Source organism: Synechococcus sp. W70.1 (assembly GCF_047461515.1).
In the GTDB taxonomy this organism is placed as follows: domain Bacteria; phylum Cyanobacteriota; class Cyanobacteriia; order Thermostichales; family Thermostichaceae; genus Thermostichus.
Genome location: NZ_JANSHH010000002.1, coordinates 64,289 through 86,160, shown reverse-complemented (window position 1 = coordinate 86,160; position 21,872 = coordinate 64,289). Strand labels below are relative to the sequence as shown.

At 61.3% G+C, this 21,872-nt stretch carries 21 protein-coding genes; 11 read left to right on the top strand and 10 right to left on the bottom strand.

The window, feature by feature from the left end; genetic code table 11:
• The 4 genes from NW808_RS00455 to NW808_RS00440 form a co-directional block, all read right to left on the bottom strand.
• Positions 1-1,921, bottom strand: a 1,921-nt coding sequence (locus NW808_RS00455; protein ID WP_414419918.1) for a phosphoketolase, incomplete at its 3' end; no start/stop codon positions are given.
• A gap of 99 nt (positions 1,922-2,020) precedes the next feature.
• Positions 2,021-3,124 carry a pentapeptide repeat-containing protein gene (locus NW808_RS00450; protein ID WP_414419917.1) on the bottom strand — a complete coding sequence of 368 codons (1,104 nt, stop codon included), beginning with the start codon at positions 3,122-3,124 and terminating at the stop codon, positions 2,021-2,023.
• Between the two features lie 18 nt (positions 3,125-3,142).
• Positions 3,143-3,517 (bottom strand): DUF1257 domain-containing protein, encoded by a 375-nt coding sequence (locus tag NW808_RS00445; protein WP_414406251.1) that lies wholly within the window; start codon positions 3,515-3,517, stop codon positions 3,143-3,145.
• 88 nt (positions 3,518-3,605) lie between these two features.
• On the bottom strand, positions 3,606-4,757 hold the full coding sequence (locus tag NW808_RS00440; protein ID WP_414419916.1) for an AI-2E family transporter: 1,152 nt from the start codon (positions 4,755-4,757) through the stop codon (positions 3,606-3,608).
• Positions 4,758-4,830: 73 nt separating this feature from the next.
• On the opposite strand from NW808_RS00440, the gene xseA reads away from it, so the two are divergent.
• The 3 genes from xseA (at position 4,831) to folD (ending at position 7,316) form a co-directional block, all read left to right on the top strand.
• Complete coding sequence (gene xseA / locus NW808_RS00435) at positions 4,831-6,120, top strand: exodeoxyribonuclease VII large subunit (protein WP_414419915.1); 1,290 nt, start codon at positions 4,831-4,833, stop codon at positions 6,118-6,120.
• Positions 6,101-6,340, top strand: coding sequence for an exodeoxyribonuclease VII small subunit (xseB, locus tag NW808_RS00430; protein WP_414395752.1), 240 nt, complete (start codon positions 6,101-6,103; stop codon positions 6,338-6,340). Before xseA ends, xseB begins: the two co-directional genes overlap by 20 nt.
• 106 nt (positions 6,341-6,446) lie before the next feature.
• Positions 6,447-7,316 carry a bifunctional methylenetetrahydrofolate dehydrogenase/methenyltetrahydrofolate cyclohydrolase FolD gene (gene folD / locus NW808_RS00425; protein ID WP_414411677.1) on the top strand — a complete coding sequence of 290 codons (870 nt, stop codon included), beginning with the start codon at positions 6,447-6,449 and terminating at the stop codon, positions 7,314-7,316.
• Positions 7,317-7,341: 25 nt separating this feature from the next.
• Here the strand turns inward: folD and NW808_RS00420 are convergent, their stop codons facing one another.
• Genes NW808_RS00420 through NW808_RS00410 form a run of 3 tightly spaced genes read right to left on the bottom strand, consistent with a single transcriptional unit; the run spans position 7,342 to position 8,966 of the window.
• Positions 7,342-7,617, bottom strand: coding sequence for a hypothetical protein (locus NW808_RS00420; RefSeq protein ID WP_414410397.1), 276 nt, complete (start codon positions 7,615-7,617; stop codon positions 7,342-7,344).
• Positions 7,618-7,645: 28 nt separating this feature from the next.
• Positions 7,646-8,827, bottom strand: coding sequence for an A/G-specific adenine glycosylase (mutY, locus tag NW808_RS00415; RefSeq protein WP_414419914.1), 1,182 nt, complete (start codon positions 8,825-8,827; stop codon positions 7,646-7,648).
• Position 8,828: 1 nt separating this feature from the next.
• Positions 8,829-8,966 (bottom strand): hypothetical protein, encoded by a 138-nt coding sequence (locus NW808_RS00410; protein WP_414362608.1) that lies wholly within the window; start codon positions 8,964-8,966, stop codon positions 8,829-8,831.
• A gap of 338 nt (positions 8,967-9,304) precedes the next feature.
• Between NW808_RS00410 and NW808_RS00405 the strand changes: the two genes are divergently transcribed.
• From NW808_RS00405 to NW808_RS00380, 6 genes are all read left to right on the top strand, one after another.
• Complete coding sequence (locus NW808_RS00405) at positions 9,305-10,363, top strand: serine hydrolase (RefSeq protein ID WP_414419913.1); 1,059 nt, start codon at positions 9,305-9,307, stop codon at positions 10,361-10,363.
• 63 nt (positions 10,364-10,426) lie between these two features.
• Positions 10,427-10,711, top strand: a complete 285-nt coding sequence (locus NW808_RS00400) for an RNA-binding S4 domain-containing protein (RefSeq protein WP_414395762.1) — start codon at positions 10,427-10,429, stop codon at positions 10,709-10,711.
• Between the two features lie 36 nt (positions 10,712-10,747).
• Entirely contained in the window at positions 10,748-11,407 is a 660-nt protein-coding gene (locus NW808_RS00395; protein ID WP_414406259.1) for a DUF2232 domain-containing protein, read from the top strand.
• Between the two features lie 88 nt (positions 11,408-11,495).
• Positions 11,496-12,056 carry a hypothetical protein gene (locus NW808_RS00390; RefSeq protein ID WP_414419912.1) on the top strand — a complete coding sequence of 187 codons (561 nt, stop codon included), beginning with the start codon at positions 11,496-11,498 and terminating at the stop codon, positions 12,054-12,056.
• Positions 12,057-12,098: 42 nt separating this feature from the next.
• Positions 12,099-13,283, top strand: coding sequence for a pyridoxal phosphate-dependent aminotransferase (locus NW808_RS00385; protein ID WP_414395767.1), 1,185 nt, complete (start codon positions 12,099-12,101; stop codon positions 13,281-13,283).
• 55 nt (positions 13,284-13,338) lie between these two features.
• Complete coding sequence (locus NW808_RS00380; RefSeq protein ID WP_414419911.1) at positions 13,339-14,964, top strand: peptide chain release factor 3; 1,626 nt, start codon at positions 13,339-13,341, stop codon at positions 14,962-14,964.
• Between the two features lie 6 nt (positions 14,965-14,970).
• Here the strand turns inward: NW808_RS00380 and NW808_RS00375 are convergent, their stop codons facing one another.
• Genes NW808_RS00375 through NW808_RS00365 form a run of 3 tightly spaced genes read right to left on the bottom strand, consistent with a single transcriptional unit; the run spans position 14,971 to position 18,104 of the window.
• The gene (locus NW808_RS00375; protein WP_414419910.1) at positions 14,971-16,071 is read right to left on the bottom strand and encodes a diguanylate cyclase; all 1,101 of its coding nucleotides are present in this window, start codon (positions 16,069-16,071) and stop codon (positions 14,971-14,973) included.
• 19 nt (positions 16,072-16,090) lie between these two features.
• A complete protein-coding gene (btpA, locus tag NW808_RS00370) occupies positions 16,091-16,981 on the bottom strand; it encodes a photosystem I biogenesis protein BtpA (protein WP_414406263.1) in 891 nt (296 codons plus the stop codon).
• A gap of 22 nt (positions 16,982-17,003) precedes the next feature.
• The gene (locus NW808_RS00365) at positions 17,004-18,104 is read right to left on the bottom strand and encodes a quinone-dependent dihydroorotate dehydrogenase (protein ID WP_414419909.1); all 1,101 of its coding nucleotides are present in this window, start codon (positions 18,102-18,104) and stop codon (positions 17,004-17,006) included.
• 155 nt (positions 18,105-18,259) lie between these two features.
• Here NW808_RS00365 and uvrC point away from each other — a divergent pair, with 155 nt between their 5' ends.
• Complete coding sequence (gene uvrC, locus NW808_RS00360; protein ID WP_414419908.1) at positions 18,260-20,143, top strand: excinuclease ABC subunit UvrC; 1,884 nt, start codon at positions 18,260-18,262, stop codon at positions 20,141-20,143.
• 53 nt (positions 20,144-20,196) lie between these two features.
• Entirely contained in the window at positions 20,197-21,867 is a 1,671-nt protein-coding gene (locus NW808_RS00355) for an NAD+ synthase (protein WP_414419921.1), read from the top strand.
• Positions 21,868-21,872: the final 5 nt, after the last annotated feature.

Below are 21,872 nucleotides of genomic sequence, written 5' to 3'. Positions count from 1 at the left end.
CCGCCGCCAGGGTCTCCATCGTCGGCACATCGCCGCAGCAGGCCATGACCACATCCGGCTCCGAGCCCTGGTCGTTGCTGGCCCACTCCCAGATCCCCAAGCCCTGGGTGCAGTGCTTGATGGCGGCGTCCATGTCCAGGTACTGCAGAGCCGGCTGTTTCCCCGCCACGATGACATTGACGTAGTGGCGGCTGCGCAGGCAGTGATCCGCCACTGAGAGCAGGGTGTTGGCATCGGGGGGCAGGTAGACGCGGATAACATCGGCTTTCTTGTTGACCACGTGATCCAGAAAGCCGGGATCCTGGTGGCTGAAGCCGTTGTGATCCTGCCGCCACACGTGGGAGGTGAGCAGGTAGTTGAGGGAAGGGATGGGCCGCCGCCAGGGGATGTGCCGGGAGGTTTTCAGCCACTTGGCGTGTTGGTTAAACATCGAGTCCACCAGGTGAATGAAGGCCTCGTAGCAGGAGAAGAAGCCGTGGCGACCGGTCAACAGGTAGCCCTCCAGCCAGCCCTGACAGACGTGCTCGCTCAGGATCTCCATAACCCGCCCATCGGGGGAGAGGTGCTCGTCGTAGTCGTAGGTAGGGGCCACCCAGGTGCGGTCACTGGCCTCAAACACGGCATCCAGCCGGTTGGAAGCGGTCTCGTCAGGGCCAAAGAGGCGGAAGTTGTGGGGGTTGAGCTTCATCACATCCCGCAAGAATTGCCCCAGCACCTTGGTGGCCTCGGCTTCCGTGGTGCCAGGGCGCGGGACGTCTACGGCGTAGCGGCGGAAATCTGGCATCCTCAGCTCCCGCGTCAGCAAGCCGCCGTTGGCATAGGGAGTGGCGCCCATGCGCTTTTCCCCCTTGGGAGCTAGCTCCTGCAGCTCGGGGAGCAGGCGGCCGTTTTCGTCGAAGAGCTCTTCTGGCCTGTAGCTGCGCAGCCACTCTTCCAGGATCTTGAGGTGCTCCGGCTTTTGGGCCAGATCCGCCAGCGGTACCTGGTGGGAGCGCCAGAAGTCCTCTATCTTTTTGCCGTCCACCTCTTTGGGGCCAGTCCAACCTTTGGGGGTGCGCAGGATGAGCATCGGCCACTGCGGACGGGTAGGATCCCCCTTGCTGCGGGCATAGTGCTGGATTTCTTGGATTTCATGGATAACGGTGTCGAGGGTGGCGGCCATCAACTGGTGCATTTCTGCCGGCTCGGAGCCCTCCACGAAGTAAGGCTTGTAGCCGTAGCCCACAAACAGGCTTTGCAGCTCTTCGCGGCTGAGGCGGCCCAGGATGGTGGGGTTGGCAATCTTGTAGCCGTTGAGGTGGAGAATGGGCAGCACCGCCCCGTCGCGGATGGGGTTGAGAAACTTGTTGGAGTGCCAGGAGGCAGCTAGAGGGCCGGTTTCCGCTTCTCCATCCCCTACCACACAGGCCACCAGCAGATCGGGGTTGTCAAAGGCTGCCCCAAAGGCGTGGGCTAGGGCATAGCCCAGCTCCCCCCCCTCATGGATGGAGCCGGGGGTTTCCGGAGCCGCATGGCTGGGCACGCCGCCGGGGAAGGAGAACTGCTTGAAGAGCTTGCGCAGACCTTCGACATCCTGGGTGATGTTGGGGTACACCTCGCTGTAGGTGCCTTCCAAGTAGGTGTTGGCCACTAGGGCAGGGCCGCCGTGGCCGGGGCCGGTGATGTAGAGGACGTTGAGGTTTTCCCGCTTGATGATGCGGTTGAGGTGCACGTAAATAAAGTTCAGCCCTGGAGTAGTGCCCCAGTGCCCTAGTAGGCGCGGCTTCACGTGTTCTGGCTTCAAGGGCTCCCGCAGCAGCGGATTGTCCATCAAGTAGATCTGCCCCACTGACAAGTAGTTGGCAGCCCGCCAGTAGGCGTCGATCTTGCGCAGTTCCTCGTCGGTGAGCGGTTTTCTCGAGAGCTGTTCTGCCAAAACCATAGCTCCACCCCCTAGGTATCTCTACTCCCATGGTGAGCTAGGTTTGGAGAAGGGCGAGGGGATCTTGGGATTCCTTTGGATTTGGGAGGAAGGGTCGGCCTACCACCACCAAGGCTTGAGGGGGGTGCCGTCGGGGAAGATCAGGCCAGCAATCCGGGCGCCGCTGTGCTTGAGGCCCTCGATCTGGGCGCCTTCTAGGTTGGCTTGCTCCAAATTAGCCCCGCTGAGGTCGGCGCGGCGCAAGTTAGCTCCCTGCAACTGGGCCTGGCGCAGCTCGGCGCCGCGGAGATCAGCCCCCTCTAGGTCGGCATTCTGCAAGTTGGCCCCCCGGAGATCTGCCCGCTGCAAATTGGCCCCCCGCAGATCCGCTTCCTCCAGGTTGGATCCGCGCAGATCCGCCCCCTTGAGGTTGGCTCCCCTTAGACAAATTTGCCGCAGCACCAGCCCCCGCAGGTCAGCTTTGCTGAGGTCTTGGCCGGCCAGATCCTGCCCCTCTCCCCCCCAGTTTTGCAACTGCCAGATGTGACGCAGCCGCTCCTCCAAGTGGGTGGCGTCTGAAAGCTGGGATCCGCGCAGGCTGGTGCCACTGACTTTTACCCCCCTCAGGTCGGCCCCCCGCAGATCCGCTCCTTCTAGGAGGGCGCCACTGAGCTTAGCCCCTTGCAAATTGGCCTGGCGCAGATCCGCTTGGCGCAGGTGGGCGCCGTTGAAGTTGCAAAGGCGCAGGTTAGCCTTTCTCAAATTGGCTTCGTAGAAGTTGGCACCCCCCAGCCGTGCCTCCTGCAGATCCACTCCCTCCAAGTCGGCGTAGGCAAAGTCTCGCTCCCCGCGCCGATAGGCCACGATTACCCCCTGTGCTCCTCCCACCGGCCGAAAGGGGCTGTAGGTCCGACACGCTTCCTCTGCCTCGGGTCGCTCGAGCTGGGAGAGCAGCCGCCACGCCGCCAAGCGCACTGCCCAGGAGCTGTTGCCGGCCAGGGCTGCTACTAGCTCCGCTAGACCTGCCGGCCCGTACTGCAGCAACTGGGGCAAGGTGGCTAGACGCACCGCCTCCTCACCCCGAGTGAGCCGCCGCCGCGCCCCCTCAAGACCCCCTAAGACCAAGGCGTAAGGCGGGGCACCGCTGGCGGCAGCTTGTCCTCCCAACACCAGATCCCAAGGGCGAGGGCTAGACCCCACCGCTGGCTGAGGATTGCTGTTCATCGGCGGAGGTGGGCTCAGTTACACCCAGCGCCCCACCACCACGCGGATAGTGCCATCTTCCAGGCGCTCTTCCGCCTCGATGGCATAGCCCTGTTGCTGGGCCGAGCGCAGCAGGCTTTTGTAGGCGTAGCGCTGCAAAATCGGCGCTAGGAACGTCTGGGGATCGATGCCGGCTCCCCAGAGATCGGCCACCAGCTCGTAGTGATCCCCCTTGCGGCGAAAGCCGATGTCGAAGCCGTTCTTTTGCCGGATCACCAAGTCGGCGCGGGTGCGGTTCCAGAGGTAGCCCCGCAGGTTGGCGTTCCGCTCCACGCTGTAGCCCAATTCCTTCAGGGTTTCTTCCAGCAGCTCGGCATCTTTAATCTGCACTTGCAGGGTGGTGAAGTGGGACATGGCGCTTCCCATCCCAACACGGAGAGGGGGATCCTCACTATAGGAGCGCTTTTGCGGTTCTAGGACAAATGTTAAGGAGCTTGACGCTTTAAACCTCTCTGCCCGAGGGGGGGAGCAGCTTGGGATCTGTTCTCTCCGGCTGCCGGGAGGGCGAGCTCCCATCCCTTTCCAGCTCAGACAGGAGCAAGGGGCGGGCTCGCGGGCCTCGCCAGGGATCCAGCACATCTCGAATCAGCACCTCCTGGATCCACACCTGCAGGATGGCCGCCAAGGGCACGGCCAAGAATAGGCCCAGCACCCCGAAGAAAAAGGCCGAGGTGATTTGAGCTATCAGCGTCAAGGCGGGCAAAAGCGACACCTGGCGCGACATGACAAGCGGGGTAAAGACGCTGCTTTCAAGCTGCTGGATGAAGATGTACAGCCCTAGCACTGCTAGGGACTTCCAGGGGGCGTCGGTGAGGGCCACCAGCATTGGGGCAACCACGCTCAGGGTGGGGCCAATGTTGGGGATGAAGTTAAACAGGCCCGCTAGCACCGCGTTGGCTAGGATCAGGGGCACACCCAAAATCCAGAGGCCAATGCCGCTTAGCACCATCACCAAGGTGCTGGTAAACAAGATCCCCACCAGCCAGCCCCGCAGCACCAGCTCGCAGCGCTTGAGGATGTAGCGAACGCGGGGGCGGTAGAAGGCCGGGAAAACGGAAACAAAGGCGCGGCTGTAGGCCGGGGGATCTAACAACAGCAAGATGGTGAGGATGATCACAAACAAGAAGTTGAGCAGGGTGGCAAAGAAAGCAGTGAAGGACTGGGAGAAAAAGTCGCGCACCTGGCGCACCAATTCGGTGGCCTGGGGCACAAGACTATTGGCCAACTCCCGCAGCGTCGGCAGCTCAAGGTCGGTCGGCAGCAAGAGGATTAGGCTCTCAAACAGCCGCTGCGCCTGCACAATCCCCGCAGGCACCACGTCGGTCAACAGCCGGCGCAACTGCTCCAGTAGAGGCGGCACCACGATGAGCCCCACCAAGACCGCGCCCACCAAAACCGTCAAGCCCGTGATGAGAAGGGAGGGGCCGCGGCGAAAGCCGTAGCGCTGGGGAATCTGGGCTAGAGTATCCAAGGCTACTGCCAGGACGATGGCTGCAAACACCAGCAGCAGGATCTGTCGAATCTGCCAGAGCAGCGCCAACAGGCCCAGCAGCGCCCCCAGCCCCAGCCAATGGGCAAAAGTCACCGTAGCCACCTCCTCCCTTGGTTTGTCGTCGCCTATTCTAGATGGGGTCTCGGACATTCCCAGCGGTATTCGGGAGCTGCGTATGCCGAATCCCGATCCACAAGCAAGGGCTCTGGCTAACCGCAGTAACCTGGAGGAGGTGATAGAGTCCCTGCTGGGCGGGGAAGTCCCCCTCCTCTCAGTTGGGGGGGTGTCCCGCTACCTCAAGTCGCTGCTGGGCGGGGATCCCTATTTGACCCGGCTGTGGGTGGTTGGAGAAGTCTCCAGTTGTCAGCGCAACCACACGGGCCACCTGTTCCTGACCCTGGTGGATCCAGAAAGCGGCGACGTCCTCAGAGGGGTTGTGTGGCAAAGTCAGACGGCCCGGCTCAGCTTCTGGCCAAAAGTGGGTCAACAGGTGCTGGCGCTGGGGCAAGTTGGCATCTACAGCGGCGGCAGCTACTACCGCCTGGTCATCTGGCAACTGCTGCCAGCAGGGGAAGGCCTCCTGGCGTGGAGATTCCAGCAGCTCAAGGCCCGCCTGGCCGCCGAGGGCCTGTTCGACAACCAGCGGCCCCTGCCCACCCACCCTCAGTGCATTGCCGTCGTCAGCTCTCCCGACGCCGCCGGCTGGGGAGATATCCGCCGCACCCTCAACCAGCGCTACCCGGGGCTGCGGGTGCTGTTTTCGCCAGCTCAAGTGCAAGGGGAAGCGGCCCCCGAGTCCATTGTGCGGGCCATTCGCCGGGTGGAACGGGATGGGCGGGCGGAGGTGCTGCTGATTGCCCGAGGAGGCGGAGCCGGCGAGGATTTGGCCTGCTTTAACGATGAACGGGTGGTGCGGGCCATTGCCGAATGCCGCATTCCGGTGGTAACTGGGATCGGCCACCAGCGGGATGAGACCTTGGCGGACTACGCCGCTGACTATGCGGCCCACACCCCCACAGCGGCAGCCGAACGGGTTGTGCCGGATCTGCGGGAATTGCAGCGCCAGGGATCCCAGCTCCGGCAGCGGCTGGTCACCTGCACCCTGCAGGTTTTGGAGAAGGCCCAGGAGCGCCTGCACCATGCCCACCACCGTCTGCTCCAAATTCATCCCGAGCGGCTGCTGCACCAGGCCCAGAAGCACCTGCTGCAACGGCAACAGCGCCTAGTTCAGGCCGTGCGCCATCGCCTTCAAGAGCAGCAACAGCGCCACCAAGCTCTCCAGCAGCACCTCCAAGCCCTCGATCCCGCGGCCGTCCTCCGGCGGGGCTACGCCCTCGTGCGCGACGAGCGGGGATCTCTCGTCCGCAACCCCTGCCTGCCACCTCAGACCCGCCTGTGCATAGAGCTGGCCGGGGGAAGCTTCTGGGTTCGAGTGGAGGAGAGCCATGAGCCGCCGCAAACGTGAGGATCCCTGGCGCTACGAGGCAGCCATTGCCGAAGTGGAAAGTTTGATTGCCCAGATTGAATCGGGGGAGCTGGATCTGGAGGAGGTGGTGGAGCGCTTCCAGCAGGCCGCCCAAACCCTAAAGCGCTGCGCCGAGTTTTTGGAGGAAAAACGGCAGCAAGTGGAGATCATCATTGAGCAGCTAGGGCCCGACGACGAAGAAGAGCTGCGCGAGTTCTAGGGACATCAATGCCCGTGCTGCTGGTTCTCGACGGCAGCAAGGCTTGACGAAGGGAGCCGAGCTCCTGAAGATAGTCAAGTTGTCAAGACCTCGTGGGGCGCCCTCCATGGCTGCCAAGATCTTGGATGGCAAAGCCTTAGCTGCTCGCCTGCAAGCCGAGATGGCCGCCCAAGTGCAAGCTTGGCTCCCGCGGGTGGGGCGCCCCCCAGGGTTGGCAGTGCTGCGAGTTGGAGAGGATCCTGCCAGTGCTGCCTACGTGCGCGGCAAAGAGCGGGCCTGTGAGCGGGTGGGCATCGCCTCCTTTGGTCGCCATTTTTCCGCCCAGGACTCCCCCGCCCATCTGCTCGACACCATTGCCCAACTCAACCAGGACGAGCGCGTCGATGGCATCCTGGTGCAACTGCCGCTGCCCCCTGGCTGGGATCCCATCCCGCCTCTTCTAGCCATCGATCCTGCCAAAGACGTGGACGGCCTCCACCCCCTCAACCTGGGCCGGCTGGTGCGCGGCGAGCCCGGCCTGCGCAGTTGTACCCCATTAGGCGTGATGCGCCTGCTGGAGGCAGAAGGGATCCCGGTTGCCGGACGAAAAGCGGTGGTGGTCGGCCGCAGCCTTCTGGTGGGCAAGCCCTTGAGCTTGATGTTGCTGGCCGCCGACGCCACAGTTACCGTGGCCCACTCCCGCACACCCAACTTGGCCGAAGTAACCCGCAGTGCCGACATTGTGGTCATGGCGGTGGGGCGTCCCCGCCTGCTCAAGGCAGAAATGGTAAAGCCAGGGGCCGTGGTTGTCGATGTAGGCATTAACCGTATCCAAGGCCCTGACGGGTCGGAGCAGTTGGTGGGAGATGTGGACTACGAGGCAGTCAAAGAGCGGGCTGCCGCCATCACACCCGTACCGGGTGGCGTGGGGCCGATGACGGTAACCATGCTGCTGGCCAACACCCTGGAGAGCTACAAACTGCGCAGCCGCCTCTAGGCCAAAATGCGTGCGCCCCCTCCGGCTAGACGCCGCGGATTTCCCGATATCTTCTGGCGCGCTCTTCGGCGGGATCGGGGGCTTGTGCCTTGGCCACAGCTTCCTGCAGTTGCACCATCACCTTTTCCGGGGGGTCAGTGGAGCGAACGACATAGAACATCAAGTTAATGGCTTCGGCAGCTGTTAGCTTGAGGTCTTCTTTTCCCTTGGGCACCAGAGCAACCTTGCCATCGGTGGTCGGAATGGCCGTATGGGATCCCTTGGCGAGAATCTCCCCTGCTTTCTCCAAAGTGACCAGCATATCCGCGCCTCACTGCAGCGATTAGGTATCATCCTGGCAAAGATCTTTTGGGCTCCTGGCAAAGCCCGTGTTCTTCTAGCCAAGTGTACAGGTAGGGAAATAGCTTTTGGTTAGCTGCTGGAAAAGGAAACTGCGACAGCTCTGCCGGTTTGACCCAGCGGACTTCACTGCATTGTAAAGGCTGAGCTTCTCCGCCCAAATAGCGGCAGATAAAAGCCATGAGGGTGATGGTGAAATGGGTGTAGGCATGCTCAACGGTGGCTAGCGGCGCTACCACGGCGATGTCAATGCCCACTTCCTCTTTCACTTCCCGCACCACACACTCCGCAGGGGTTTCTCCCGGCTCGATCTTGCCACCGGGGAACTCCCACAGGCCGCTGAGCATCGAGCTTTCCGGGCGCCGATCGATGAGGATCTCGTTCTCCCGCAGGACAATGGCCACCGCAATCTGTTTGTGAGGGCGCAAGGGACGGGGTTCAGCCATAGGCAGGTGGTGCTGTTGACCTCGATGGTAAGCGGCGCAATCGGCCTGCCAAGGGCACTGACCACAGCGAGGCCGCCTGGGCCGGCAGACAGTAGCGCCCAAGTCCATCAGAGCCTGGTTAAAGGTGCGCGGCTGCTCGGGATCCAGTAATTGCTGCGAAAGCCGCCACAAGAGAGGCAGGCAGCGACTTGGTGGCTGGGGCAAAGCCACCAGGCGAGCCAACACCCGCTTGACGTTCCCCTCCAAAATCGGCAGGGGTAGGTCAAAGGCAGCGCTGAGAATGCCCCCAGCTGTCGTGCGCCCGATCCCTGGCAGCGCCAGCACCTGCTGCAGGTTGCGGGGAAACTGCCCTCCATGTTCCCGCATCAGGATTTGAGCGGCTTTGTGCAGATTTAGCGCCCGCCGGTAGTAGCCCAGGCCTTCCCACAATTTCAGCACCTGCTCTTGGGAGGCTGCCGCCAAGTCGGGGATCCCGGGCAAAGCCTCCATCCAGCGCTGAAAGTAGGGGATCACGGTAGCCACCTGGGTCTGTTGCAGCATCACTTCCGCTACCCAGATGGCGTAGGGATCTCGGGTGCGCCGCCAGGGCAGATCCCGGCCTTCCTTGCGGTACCACTGCAGCAAAGAACGCCTCAGGCGCTGCTGAACTGCCTCTTCCCAGCCCAGCCGTTGCCCGTCGACGGTTGCCGCCTCTACCTCCACCTCCCCGGGTTGCAGAGATGGCATCTCAAGCTGCGTAGGCAAAGTGCAGGGCCCACCAGATCAAGGCCGAGACGACCCCCGCCACAACGCTGGCCGAGATCAGCACCACAATGGGGCTATCCGCCCCCTTGAACTGCATAATGCCGCGGTTGTAGTTAGCCATCGTCGCCTCCCCCAGCTCCAGCGGTGGGGTGGGGAACCAAGCGCAGGAGCTGGAAAGTTTTTCCCAAGAGCCTACTTTCAGGATAGCCAACTAGCCCCCCTCCGACTCTACACCGGGGCAGGTTCCCCCCGGCCATGGCTGGGTTGGCCAGGGGGTGCTTTGTTAAACTGAGGTTCCGGAGGCAAGTTGCCATTATTGGCCAAAAGAGTGGCGTTGGGGCAGGCATGGCTAGAGGAAGGGAGGGAAGAGGCAGCAGCTCAGCTCCAGAAAGATCCCGGCAGGCAGGGCCTCATCAACACCTTGCTTCTGAGCGTCTGCTACCTGCTGCGGGATCCCTCTTGCGCCTTTCTCGCCAAAAGGCCCTTGCCCGAGTGCGCCAACGGGCAACTCGTCCCTCTCGCCTACGCCGGCCCAGGGCTTTTAAGGAGGTGCTGCTCAGGGGCTTGGGCTTCAGCCTAATTTTGGGTCTGACGATGGCTGGCCTGTCGCGCCTGCTGCAATCCACCGCCCCTCCCCAGACAGAGCAGGTGGCAGCAGGATCTGGGGATCCCCCCCCTGCCTTGCCCACAGACTTCCTCAAAGGAGAGGAAATCCCTGCTTTGCAGGAGCGCTTAGCTGCCCTAGCTGACCAGCCGGGCCTGACGGTGGGAGCCTTGTTTTGGGAGGTGGAAACTGGCGCCTTTGCGGGGGTGAGGCCGGATCAGGTTTTTCCTGCCGCTAGTGTCCTCAAGATCCCGATTCTCCTAGCCTTTTTGCAGGCAGTGGACACTGGGCAGGTGCGGCTAGATGAAAAGCTAACGCTGCGGGAAGAGCTCAAGGGGGGGGGAGCTGGCCTTTTGCAAACCCGTCCTATGGGATCCCAGGTCTCTGCTCTTGAGGCAGCCACCCTCATGAGCACCGTCAGCGATAACTTCGCCGCCAACTTGATCCTGGATCGCCTGGGCGGTCGAGAAGCCCTTAACCAAAAGTTTCGCCAGTGGGGACTGCAACACACGCAGATTTCTCAATGGCTGCCAGATCTAGAGGGCGCCAACACCAGTAGCCCGCGCGATATGGTCTGGCTGCTCAGCCAAGTGGAGCAGGGGCGCCTGCTTAGTCGCCGCAGCCGCGACCGCTTTTTGGACATCCTCTGGCGCACGCAGCGGCCCTCCTACTTTCGCCCTGGCCTAGACCCAGAAGTGCGCATTGCCCACAAGACGGGAACCCTTAGCTCGGTGGTTGGAGATGCCGGGATCCTCGATCTGCCCAACGGGCGGCGTTACATAGCAGCGGTGTGGGTGAAGCGGGAAACCCCCAACGATCCCAGAGCGGAGGAGCTGATTGCCAAACTCTCCCAGGCCGCCTACGAGTTCTGGTCGACTGTAGAAGCTCCGGCGACCTCAGCTTTGCAGCCCTAGGCCATCTCAGCACCTTGCCAGCAGAGCGCCTGAGAATGGAATTAGCCGACGAGCAAGAACGCTATGGCCACAACGGCTCGAGCTTCTGGAGGGGGAGATCCCTACATTAAGCTGGGTCAATTTCTCAAGCTCACGGGAGTTGTCCCCACCGGCGGGCGGGCTAAGCAGCTCATCCAGGCGGGGCAGGTGCGCGTCAACGGCGAGGTGGAAACCCGGCGGGGGCGCAAGTTGCGCCCAGGGGATGCAGTGGCGGTGGCAGGCCAAGTTTGGCAGGTGCGCTGGGAGGGTGCCAGAGCTTGCGCCTGGCGCCAAGATCCCACTCCGCCAACTCGGCCACTGCTGGCCTAAGCTGGGAACAGATGTCTTTTCCTAGCTGAGCCTCCTGTGCAGGGTGATTCTCCCCCTTTACCCCCCTCGCCACCCCCTTCTCCTGCGTTGAGGGTGGTGGAGACGGCTTTCTTGGCCAGCACTGCCGCTTTGATCTGGATCTTGAGCTACACGCCGCTGGCCCCGCTTATGCGCCTGTTTTTCCCTATCCCGGTGGCACTGGCCGTGATGCGCTGGGATCCCCGCACTGGGGCCATGGCGCTAGGGGTCTCCGCCTTGCTGCTGACGGTGCTGATGGGGCCCACCCGCAGTATCCTCTATGTCATTCCCTACGGCCTTCTAGGCTATTGGTGTGCCTGCCTGTGGCGGCAACGCCTCTCCTGGTATCTCTCGGTGGTCAGCGGCGCTGCCCTCAGCACTTTTGGTCTGGTTTTCCAATTGCTGCTCTCCTCGCTGCTGCTGGGAGAAAACCTCTGGATCTATCTCACCATCCAGCTCACTGGCCTGACCAACTGGCTGCTGGACGTGTCTCTGGGCCGATTCGGCCTGTACTGGGTGGCGGAACCTTGGATGGTTCAGGTGGTGGTCCTAGGGTTTATTGCCTTTAACTCCCTTGTCTATGCATTTACTGTGCATTTGGTGGCAGCCTTGGTCATGGAGCACTTCCGCTGTCCGCTGCCACCGCCGCCAAAGTGGGTGCAATTTTTGCTGGACTAGCAGCCTCCTATACTTCTTGGGGAGGCTATCGCCATAAGATTAAAGTTAGATTAAGACCTAGAGGCTCTGCCTTCGTTGCCTAGGCCCTATGAACCCTATTCCCCCCCCTGCCCACCCCTACCAGTTCCGCGCGCTGGGCTTGATTAAGGGATCCCTGAAGCCAATCCCGAAGACCTATGCCCAGGCGACGCTGGTTGCCAGCGATGGCGTGGAGTACCCAGCCACCCCTGGCCGCGCCGGGCTGCTGCGCCGTTTCACCCACTGTATTGAGAGCGGCCGAACCTACTGGTACTACGTGCAGCCCCAGCTGCGCTCGGGGGGCACTCTGGGCCTAGGCGTCATCCGCATCCTGGCTCTGCCAGAGGAGGAGCAAGACCCAGCGGCAGAAGATGAGCCTTTTTTGCCTGCCCCTGAAGATGCGGAGGAAGGCTTTAACATTCGCGGCGTTGTCGAGCCCCACGAAGGCTACATCTGGGTAGCAGTGCGGCGCAAGCCTCAGGGGAGCAAACAATTTCCCCCCCTGCGGCTACGCCTGGAAGGGTTTTTGCCAGGGGCTACAGCGGGGGAGTTCTGGGATCTGCTGGCGGAGCGGGAAGGTCACAAGCTGCTGCTGGTGGATGGCAGCCGCCTCTTGACAGCCGTAGCCTAGGTGCTGAGAACTAGCCCAACTGTACCCCAGGATCCCTAACTGATGGTGTCTGCTGCTGGCTTGTCCCAACGGGTTGCCCGCCTTTCCCCTTCGGCAACGCTGTCGATCTCGGCCCTGGCCAAAGCCATGCAGGCAGAGGGTCTGGACGTCTGTATCCTGAGCGCCGGCGAGCCGGACTTTGACACCCCTGAACATATTCGGGCGGCTGCCATTCGCGCCCTGCAGGAAGGCAAGACCCGCTACGGCCCCACCGCTGGGATCCCCGCCTTGCGCCAGGCGGTAGCCGACAAGCTGCGTCGGGAAAACGGCCTGGACTATAGCCCCGAGCAGATCTTGATTAGCAACGGCGGCAAGCAAACCCTGTTTAACCTGGCCATGGTGCTGCTGGATCCAGGGGATGAGGTCATCCTACCCGTCCCCTACTGGGTCAGCTATCCCGAAATGGTGGCTCTGGCAGGCGCTCAAGTGGTGCGGGTTCAGACCCAAGAGGCCCAGGGCTTCAAGCTCACTGCCGACCAGCTGCGCCAAGCCCTCACCCCCCGCAGCAAGTTGCTCATTCTTAACTCGCCAGCCAACCCCACCGGCGCTGTCTATCACCGGCACGAGCTGGAGGCGCTGGCGGAGGTGATCCTCTCGGTCCCCCATCTCTACGTGGTCTGCGACGAGATCTACGAGAAGCTCGTCTACGGCGAAGCTCGCCACCTCAGCCTGGGATCCCTCTCTCCAGAGCTGCTGCCGCGCACTATCCTTAGCAGCGGCTTTGCCAAAGCTTATGCCATGACCGGCTGGCGCATCGGCTACTTGGCAGGGCCAAAGCCCATCGTCGAGGCGGCCATCAGCCTGCAAAGCCACAGCACCTCCAACGTCTGCACCTTCGCCCAATACGGCGCCCTAGAGGCCCTCACCAGCCCCCTTTCAGCGCCAGCGGTAGAAAAGATGCGCCAAGAGTTCTGGCGGCGGCGGGATCTGATGCTGGAGGGGATCCGCACCCTGCCAAAGGTAAGCTGTCCGGAGCCAGAGGGCGCATTTTACATCTTTCTCAACATCAGCCAGACCGGCTTGAGCTCGGTGGAGTTCTGCCAACGGCTGCTCAAAGAGCACCATGTGGCTGCCGTGCCAGGGGTGGCCTTCGGAGCCGATCACTGTATTCGCCTCTCCTACGCCGCCGACCGCGTCACCCTGGAAAAAGGTCTGGAGCGACTGCACCGCTTTCTCTCCTCCCTCTAAGGCGGGAAACTGGATGCTGCCAGCGCCCTGGTTGACCTAGAGGAGCTTCTTGACGATGAAGGAAGTAGACCTGGCCAAAGCCATCCAGCAGCGGCGCACTTTTGCCATCATCTCCCACCCCGATGCTGGAAAGACCACCCTTACGGAAAAGCTGTTGCTGTACGGAGGAGCCATTCAGGAGGCTGGAGCCGTGAAGGCCCGCCGCGCTCAAAAGCGGGTTACCTCCGACTGGATGGAACTGGAAAGACAGCGGGGTATCTCCATCACCTCGACGGTGCTCCAATTTGACTATCGCAACTTTCGCCTCAACCTCCTCGATACCCCCGGCCACCAGGACTTTAGCGAAGACACCTACCGAACCCTGGCGGCAGTGGACAACGCCGTGATGCTAGAAGATGCCGGCAAAGGGCTAGAACCCCAAACCCGCAAGTTGTTTGAAGTCTGTCAAATGCGGCGGCTGCCGATTTTTACCTTCATCAACAAGATGGATCGCCCCAGCCGGGATCCCCTCGAGCTCATGGACGAAATCGAGAGCGAGCTGGGCCTTAAGCCCTATCCTGTTACCTGGCCCATTGGCTCAGGGGAGCGCTTCACAGCTTTGTTTGACCGACGCACTCACGAGTTTCACTTCTTTGAGCGAGTCTCCGGGGGACGGCTACGAGTCAAAGATACAGTTATTAAACTCGGGGATCCCCAAGTGGAAGACCTAATCGAAAAAGATCTCTACTACCGATTTAAGGAAGAATTGGAGATCCTGGATGGCCTTATGCCCAGTTTGGATCTCAAACAGGTCCATGCTGGGAAACAAACTCCTGTCTTTTTCGGCAGCGCCATGACCAATTTTGGGGTGGAGCTGTTTCTCAATGCGTTTTTGGAGTACTCCCTGCCGCCAATGCCCCACGAAAGTACGGCTGGGCTGATTTCTCCAGAGTATCCTGAGTTCACAGGCTTTGTCTTTAAGCTGCAGGCCAATATGGATCCCCGCCACCGGGATCGCATTGCTTTTGTGCGCATCTGCTCCGGCAAGTTCGAGAAAGACATGGTGGTCAACCATGCCCGCCTCAACCGCCCCATCCGCCTATCCTACCCACAGAAATTGTTTGCTCAAGAGCGCATCTCCATTGACGAAGCTTACCCTGGGGATGTGATTGGCCTAAATAACCCTGGCCTCTTTACAATTGGGGATACGCTCTACACTGGCCCAAAGCTGCGCTACGCCGGGATCCCAAGCTTTTCCCCGGAGCTTTTTGCCTATCTCAAAAATCCCAACCCCTCCAAATTTAAACAGTTTCAGAAAGGGGTGTCAGAGCTGCGGGAAGAAGGGGCGGTGCAAATTATGTACTCCCTTGACGAATCCAAACGGGATCCAATCGTGGCCGCGGTGGGCCAGCTGCAGTTCGAGGTGCTGCAGTACCGCCTGGAACATGAATACAACGTTGAAACCCGCCTGGAGATGCTGCCCTACACGCTGGCTCGCTGGGTAGAAAACGGCTGGGAGGCTCTTCGGGATCTTCCCAGTCTGTTTAACACTCTGATTGTCAAGGATGTTCAGGATAGGCCGGTTCTGCTCTTTAAGAATGAATGGACTCTGCAGCAATTTGTCAGTAGCAATCCCAAGATTAAGCTCAGCAAAATTGCTCCCACTGCCGATCTCAGCCTAGAAGCTAACAGCAGCCCGTAAAGCCCCTCAGAGGAATCCCCTCCCCGCCTCCTCCGACGTATTCCCCGAAAAGGGTGCTGGTGGCCAGAAAAGCTGCACCCGGTTACGTCCTGCCCGTTTGGCTTGGTAGAGGGCCTCATCGGCTTGCTGGAGGGCAACCTCTGGCGGCAGGGGGTGATCTTCGCTAATCACGACCCCGCCAATGCTGATGGTTACGGGCAGTCTGCGACGGGGTGAAACCTCAACGGGACGGCTGGCGATAGCCTGGCGCAGCGACTCAGCATACCGTTGACAGCGCGAGGGGCTTAGACCAGGGGTAACGCAGACAAATTCCTCCCCGCCGTAGCGGTAGAGCAGGCTGGAGGGGCGGAGGTGCTGCTGCAGCCGTTCAACAGTGGCCTGGAGGACGCAGTCGCCGATGAAGTGGCCGTAGGTGTCGTTGATCTGCTTGAAGTGATCCACATCCAGCATCAATAGGCAGAGGTAGCGGTAGCGGGCTTTCCCTTGCGGCCCCACCTGCTGCAGCAAACGGGGCAGTGCCTGGTCAAGGGCGCGGCGGTTCAAGGCTCCAGTCAAGGGATCCGTCAAAGCCAGAGACTCCAACAGCTCGTTGCGGGCTTGCAGTTGTCGGTTGGCCTGAGCCAAAGCTTGGACAAGCCGCTGTAAACGCAGCCCTGCCTGCACCCGTGCCCGCAGTTCCTCAGGAGCCACCGGCTTGGCGATAAACTCATCTGCCCCCGCCTCCAACCCCTGAAGGCAATCCTTGAGTTCAGAGCGGGCCGTGAGGAAGATGAAGTAGACAAACTGGCCAGCGGTGGATCCCTTGAGACGGCGACAGAACTCCAGCCCTGACAGCTTGGGCATCACCCAATCGCAGATCACCACATCCGGCCACTGGCTTTCGTCGAGCGCCTGCAGCTGCTCCCAGGCCATCTGGCCATCTTCCCAGGTTTCCACCTGGTAGCCACAGGCTTTGAGAACCTCGCCCACGGAGCAGCGAGTCACCGAATCGTCGTCGACGACCCAAAGGCGGGGAACCTGATCCTTAAGCTGGCTCCATGCCTTCTCCTCCAGGGACTCAGGTACTGGACTAGAAGAATCCCCGCCCCTGTAGTCAGACGGCGGCATGAGGAGAAACCCCCAAAGTCTAGCTACAACTAGAAGTAGGGGTGGCTAAGTAGGTAGAGGCAGGGGGGCCCTCCCCTACCGCCTGCTGCAACGCCTCTACAAATTCCCGCACCCGAATGGGGTCAATGAGGGGGAAAAGCTCTGCATGGCCTGTCAGCATACCCCCAGAACGAGCCAGCCGCTTGAGGGAACTGGCCACGATCACTCCATCGGCGTGCTGGATGAGGGTGCCGATGTTCTCAGCGGTGGCCCCTGAGCCAATGAGAAGGGGTACCTGAGGAGCAACTTGGCGGGCTAGCTTGAGATCTTCCAAAAGAGGCGGCTTGCCGGTCGCCTCGCCGGAGACAATGATGGCATCGGCAAGTCCTCGCTCCACTGTATCCAGGATAGCCGCCTCAAGGCTAATGGGGCCGAGAGGCTGGGCGTGCTTCACCAGCACATCGGCGAAGATTTTAATGTCTTGGGCCCCCAGCTCGCGGCGGTAGCGCAGCAAGCGGTAGGCATTCCCCTCGATGAGGCCCTGGTCGGTCACCATTGCCCCGCAGAGGATGTTGACGCGGATAAACTGCGCTCCCACACAGGCGGCAATGGCTAGAGCGCTACAGCCATCGTTGCGCAGGACGTTGATCCCGATGGGCAGGGAGACCAACGTCTTAATCCGCTGGACAACTACCGTCATGGCGCTCACCACCGCCGCGTCTACCTGATCCTTGGCAAAAGGGGCATCGTAGAAGTTCTCGACCAGGATCCCGTGAACGCCCCCTGCAGCCAAGGCTGTGGCGGCCTGTTCCGCTTGGGCAATAACCTGCTCCAAGTTGCCGCCCCAACGGGGGGAGGTGGGCAGCGGCAACAGATGGACCACTCCGATAACGGGATGGGAAGTTTTGAAAAGGTGTTGCAGCAGGCTCACCGGCAGGCTCCCTTGGGGATCCTTAACCAACAATCTTACGCCCGGATGGGATCGAGCAGGCTCCCTGCCGGCTAGCAGCAAGGCCGCGCAGCAGGCGAGGAACCAGGCTTGGCCCTTCATAGATCCAACCGGTATAGACCTGGAGCAAACTGGCGCCGGCAGCAAGCTTCTCCAGGGCGTCGTCTAGGGTAAAGATGCCCCCCACGCCGACAATGGGCAGCTGTCCCCCCGTGGCCTGGTGGATGTAGCGGATGATCTGGGTGGAGCGCTCTCGCAGCGGGGCGCCGCTGATGCCGCCGGCTGCTGTTGTCAAAGGCCCTAGACCAGGGAGGAAGCGGGTTTTCAGGTTGTCGCGGCGCAGAGTGGTGTTGGTGGCGATGATCCCAGCCAGGCCGTAGGCTTGAGCTAGCTCCAGAATGGCGTCAATCTCTGGCCAGTCTAGGTCGGGGGCAATCTTGACCAGAAGAGGCTTCTTGGCTTGGTTTTCCTCTTGGAGAGCGGCCAGGATGGGCTCCAGGTGCTTGGCAGCCTGCAGGGATCGCAAGCCTGGCGTGTTAGGGGAGCTGACGTTAATCACAAAGTAGTCCCCCAGCTCCCGCAGCACCCGAAAGCTGGCCAGGTAGTCGGTGGCGGCGGCTTCCAGCGGCGTGGCTTTGCCTTTGCCCAGGTTGACGCCAATGGGGATAAGACGTTGACGCAGCCGGCGCAGCCGTTCGGCCAAAGCTGCTGCTCCCTGGTTATTGAAGCCCATGCAATTGAGGGCAGCCCGATCCTGGGGCAGCCGAAATAGGCGCGGCTTTGGATTGCCCGGCTGGGGCTGGGGAGTGACGGTGCCCACCTCCACAAAGCCAAAGCCCAGGTGGGGCCAGACTCCCAAAGCTACGCCGTCCTTATCCAAGCCTGCAGCGAGACCCAGGGGATTGGGGAAGCTCAGCCCCCACAGCCGCACCTCCAAGCAGGGATTCCGGTAGCAGAAGAGGCGTTCCAAAAGACTCAAGATCCCCGTGGCCTGGGTAACATCTAGCCACTCTAAGGTGCGTAGGAGCGCCACCTTGAGGGTTTCTGGGTCAGCCCTTAGCCCGGAAAACAGTAGCGGCTGCAGCAGATCCCGGTACAGATTCACCCCTCAACCCCTCTTTGCCAAGCCATATTACCTGAGCCAGCTCGCTTGCACTCCGCGGTGCAGGGCTGTTGCTAGATTGGGGTTACAGTTTTGACTCCCCTCCTTCCGCCGGAAAAGGGGATGGGGGCAAAACCAGGGTCCCTGAGGCTAGCGCTATGACTATCCCTCTCATCCAAAGCCCAGAGCTTCTGGAGAGTCGGCTCAAGGAGATCCCGGCTGAGCCTGGTGTCTACCTCATGCGAGATGCCAGCGATCAAATCCTCTATGTGGGCAAATCTAAGAAGCTGCGCTCCAGGGTGCGATCCTATTTTCGCTGCCTTGGGGATCTCTCCCCTCGCATTCAGCGCATGGTAGCCCAGGTGTGCGAGATCGAGTTCATTGTAACTGATAACGAGAGTGAGGCCCTGGCTCTAGAAGACAATCTGATTAAAACCTATCAGCCACCCTACAATGTTCTCCTCAAAGAGGATAAGAAGTACCCCTATTTGTGCATTACATGGTCAGAGCCTTACCCTCAGATTTACATTACCCGCCACCGCCGTCTCGACCGAAATCAAGATAAGTACTACGGGCCCTATACCGATGTAGGCCTGCTGCGGTACACCCTTGGGCTAGTGAAGCGGATTTTTCCCTTGCGCCAGCGTCCTAAGCCACTTTACAAAGACCGCCCCTGTTTGAACTACGACATCGGGCGTTGCCCTGGTGTCTGTCAGGGCTTGATCAGCCCCGAGGAGTATCGCAAGACCGTTGCTCAAGTGGCGATGATCTTCCAGGGGCAGACGGACGAGCTCATCCGGGAGTTGAAGGAGAAAATGGCCCAGGCGGCCGAGCAAGAAAATTACGAGGCAGCAGCGCGGTATCGGGATCAAATCCGCGGCCTAGAACAGTTGGGCGAATCCCAGAAGGTGTCCTTGCCCAACTCGACAGTTAGCCGCGATGCTCTGGCCTTGGCGATGGACGACTCGCGGGCTTGTATTCAGTTGTTTCAGGTGCGAGCGGGCAAGCTGGTGGGTCGGCTGGGGTTTGTGGCCGAAAACCGGGGCGACGATCCAGCCCTGATTTTGCAGCGGGTTTTGCAGGAGCATTACCAGTACTGCGATCCGGTGGAAATTCCCTCGGAAATCTTGACGCAGTACGAGCTGCCGGATCGCGATTTTCTCGAGTCTTGGCTAAGCCAAAAAAAGGGGCGCAAAGTCAGTCTCATTGCCCCCCAGCGGCAAAGTAAAGCCGAGCTGATTGAACTGGTGGAGCGGAACGCCCAGCTGGAGCTAGCCCGCAGCCAGCGCTTGGCAGACCGGGAGGCAGCAGCCCTGGAGCGCTTGGCAGAAGTTTTGGATCTGCCGTCAGCCCCCCGCCGCCTGGAAGCCTACGATATTTCCCACATTCAGGGATCCGATGCGGTGGGCAGCCAGGTGGTGTTTATCGACGGCCTGCCAGCCAAGCAGCACTACCGCCGCTACAAGATTCGCAACCCCGAGGTGCGTCCTGGCCACTCCGACGATTTTGCCAGCCATGCCGAGGTGGCGCGGCGTCGCTTTAGCAAAATGACCCCTGAGGATCAGCCGGACTTGGTCCTCATCGACGGGGGCAAAGGGCAACTGGCTGCAGTGATGGCTGTTTTGGCGGAGCTGGGGCTAGATCACCTGCCGGTCATTGCCTTGGCCAAGCGGGAGGAGGAAATCTTTCGGCCTGGGGATCCCGAGCCGCTGCGGCTGCCGCCCCAAGATCCAGCTCGCCTGCTATTGCAGCGCCTACGGGATGAGGCCCACCGCTTTGCCCTTGCCTACCATCGCCAGCAGCGGAAACTGCGCCAACAGGCTTCTGTTCTGGAGGAGATCCCTGGCCTAGGCAAGCAGCGCCAAAAGCTGCTCATGGAGGCGTTTCGCTCCCTTGCCCGCATTCAAGTGGCCACCGAAGAGCAGTTGGCCCAGGTGCCAGGCATTGGCCCCAAGCTGGCCCGCCAGATTTACCGCTACTTCCACCCAGAAGCCGAAACCGAGTTGCCGGCAACAGCGCAACCCGCCTCTAGCCAAACCTAAGTCTGAGCTGGCGTATCATCGTGGAGTCCGCCATTCTCGACCAAGGGAGCCAAGTGAAGGTAGCGCTGTTGCAACTTAACTATACCGTTGGCGATCTCAGCGGCAATGCCGAGCGCATCCGTGCGTCGGTTGAGGCGGCAGCAGCCAAGGGGGCAGAGCTGGCGATTACTTCTGAGCTGGCCTTGTTGGGGTACCCGCCCCGGGACCTGCTGCTCTACCCTGCTCTAGTCGAGAGGGCAGGCCAAGTCTTGCAGCAGTTGGCTGACCGGCTGCGGGATAGCATTCCGGTGGTGGTGGGATCCGTGCAGCCCAACCCCCTGCCGGAGGGGCGGCCTCTCTACAACGCCGCGGCCTGGCTAGAGGGGGGGCAGATCCGCCACTGGTTCCAGAAGTCGCTTTTGCCCACCTACGATGTCTTCGACGAAGACCGCTACTTTGAGCCGGGATCCCAGCCCCAGCCCGTCCAGTACGGCGGCTATCGCCTGGGTTTCACCATCTGTGAAGACATCTGGAACGACCGCGACTTCTGGCAGCACCGCCGCTACCACCGGGATCCGGTAGACGAGATGGCCCGCTGCGGCGCCGATTTGCTCATCAATCTGTCGGCCTCGCCTTTTAGCCTGGGCAAGCAGAAATTGCGGGTGGAGATGCTGGGATCCCTGGCCCGCAAGCACGCCCTGCCCATCCTCTATGTCAACCAGGTGGGGGGCAACGACGACCTCATTTTCGACGGGGCCAGTTGCGCCCTAGACTGCCGGGGCCGGGTGGTGGCCCAAGCCGCTGCCTTTCAGCCGGACTGCCTGATTGTAGATGTGGAGGCGCTGGTTCACCCTCCTGAGGAAGGCCCGGAAGTTCAGGGATCCCGCTGGCCAACGGAGCCGGAAGCAGAGCTCTACGAGGCGCTGGTCTTAGGCACCCGCGACTACGTCAGCAAATGCGGCTTTCGCGAGGTGTTGCTGGGCCTGTCGGGGGGGATTGACTCAGCGGTAACTGCCGTCATTGCCGCCGACGCCCTAGGGCCGGGGCGGGTGCTGGGGGTACTCATGCCCTCTCCCTATTCCAGCCCGGGCAGCCTGACGGACGCCTACCAACTGGCGCAGAACCTGGGGATCCCTACCCTGAAGCTGCCCATCCAGTCGATTATGGAGAGCTACCAGCACCTCCTGGCTGAGCCCTTCGCTGGCCTGCCCTCTGACATCACGGAAGAGAACCTGCAGTCGCGCATTCGCGGCACCTTGCTCATGGCCCTCTCCAACAAGTTTGGCCGGCTGCTCTTGACCACGGGCAACAAGTCGGAGCTGGCGGTGGGCTACTGCACCATCTACGGGGATATGTCCGGCGGCCTGGCCGTGATTTCCGATGTGCCCAAAACCTGGGTCTACCGCCTGGCCCGCTGGATCAACCGCCACCAGGAACGGATTCCCCTCCCCATCCTCACCAAGCCCCCCTCAGCAGAGCTGCGGCCCGGCCAGAAAGATAGCGACAGCCTGCCTCCCTACGACTTGCTGGACGCTATTCTCCAGCGGCACATCGAACAGCACCAGTCGGCCGCTGAGCTGGTGGCCCAGGGGTTTGACCCTGACACGGTGCAGCAGGTGCTGTGGCTGGTGCAGAATGCTGAGTTCAAGCGCCACCAGGCTCCCCCTGGCCTGCGGGTTACCGATCGGGCCTTTGGCACCGGCTGGCGCATGCCGATTGCCAAACGGCAAGAAGGGATCAGCTAAAGAAC

Bases quoted from the DNA above. Each gene is read 5' to 3' on its own strand.
- NW808_RS00450 (WP_414419917.1), bottom strand. From the start codon at position 3,124: ATGAACAGCAATCCTCAGCCAGCGGTGGGGTCTAGCCCTCGCCCTTGG.
- NW808_RS00410 (WP_414362608.1), bottom strand. From the start codon at position 8,966: ATGGCTAACTACAACCGCGGCATTATGCAGTTCAAGGGGGCGGATAGC.
- NW808_RS00445 (WP_414406251.1), bottom strand. From the start codon at position 3,517: ATGTCCCACTTCACCACCCTGCAAGTGCAGATTAAAGATGCCGAGCTG.
- folD (WP_414411677.1), top strand. From the start codon at position 6,447: ATGGCTGCCAAGATCTTGGATGGCAAAGCCTTAGCTGCTCGCCTGCAA.
- uvrC (WP_414419908.1), top strand. From the start codon at position 18,260: ATGACTATCCCTCTCATCCAAAGCCCAGAGCTTCTGGAGAGTCGGCTC.
- NW808_RS00380 (WP_414419911.1), top strand. From the start codon at position 13,339: ATGAAGGAAGTAGACCTGGCCAAAGCCATCCAGCAGCGGCGCACTTTT.
- NW808_RS00390 (WP_414419912.1), top strand. From the start codon at position 11,496: ATGAACCCTATTCCCCCCCCTGCCCACCCCTACCAGTTCCGCGCGCTG.
- NW808_RS00385 (WP_414395767.1), top strand. From the start codon at position 12,099: ATGGTGTCTGCTGCTGGCTTGTCCCAACGGGTTGCCCGCCTTTCCCCT.
- xseA (WP_414419915.1), top strand. From the start codon at position 4,831: ATGCCGAATCCCGATCCACAAGCAAGGGCTCTGGCTAACCGCAGTAAC.
- NW808_RS00420 (WP_414410397.1), bottom strand. From the start codon at position 7,617: ATGCTGGTCACTTTGGAGAAAGCAGGGGAGATTCTCGCCAAGGGATCC.
- NW808_RS00375 (WP_414419910.1), bottom strand. From the start codon at position 16,071: ATGCCGCCGTCTGACTACAGGGGCGGGGATTCTTCTAGTCCAGTACCT.
- NW808_RS00400 (WP_414395762.1), top strand. From the start codon at position 10,427: ATGGCCACAACGGCTCGAGCTTCTGGAGGGGGAGATCCCTACATTAAG.
- mutY (WP_414419914.1), bottom strand. From the start codon at position 8,827: ATGCCATCTCTGCAACCCGGGGAGGTGGAGGTAGAGGCGGCAACCGTC.
- xseB (WP_414395752.1), top strand. From the start codon at position 6,101: ATGAGCCGCCGCAAACGTGAGGATCCCTGGCGCTACGAGGCAGCCATT.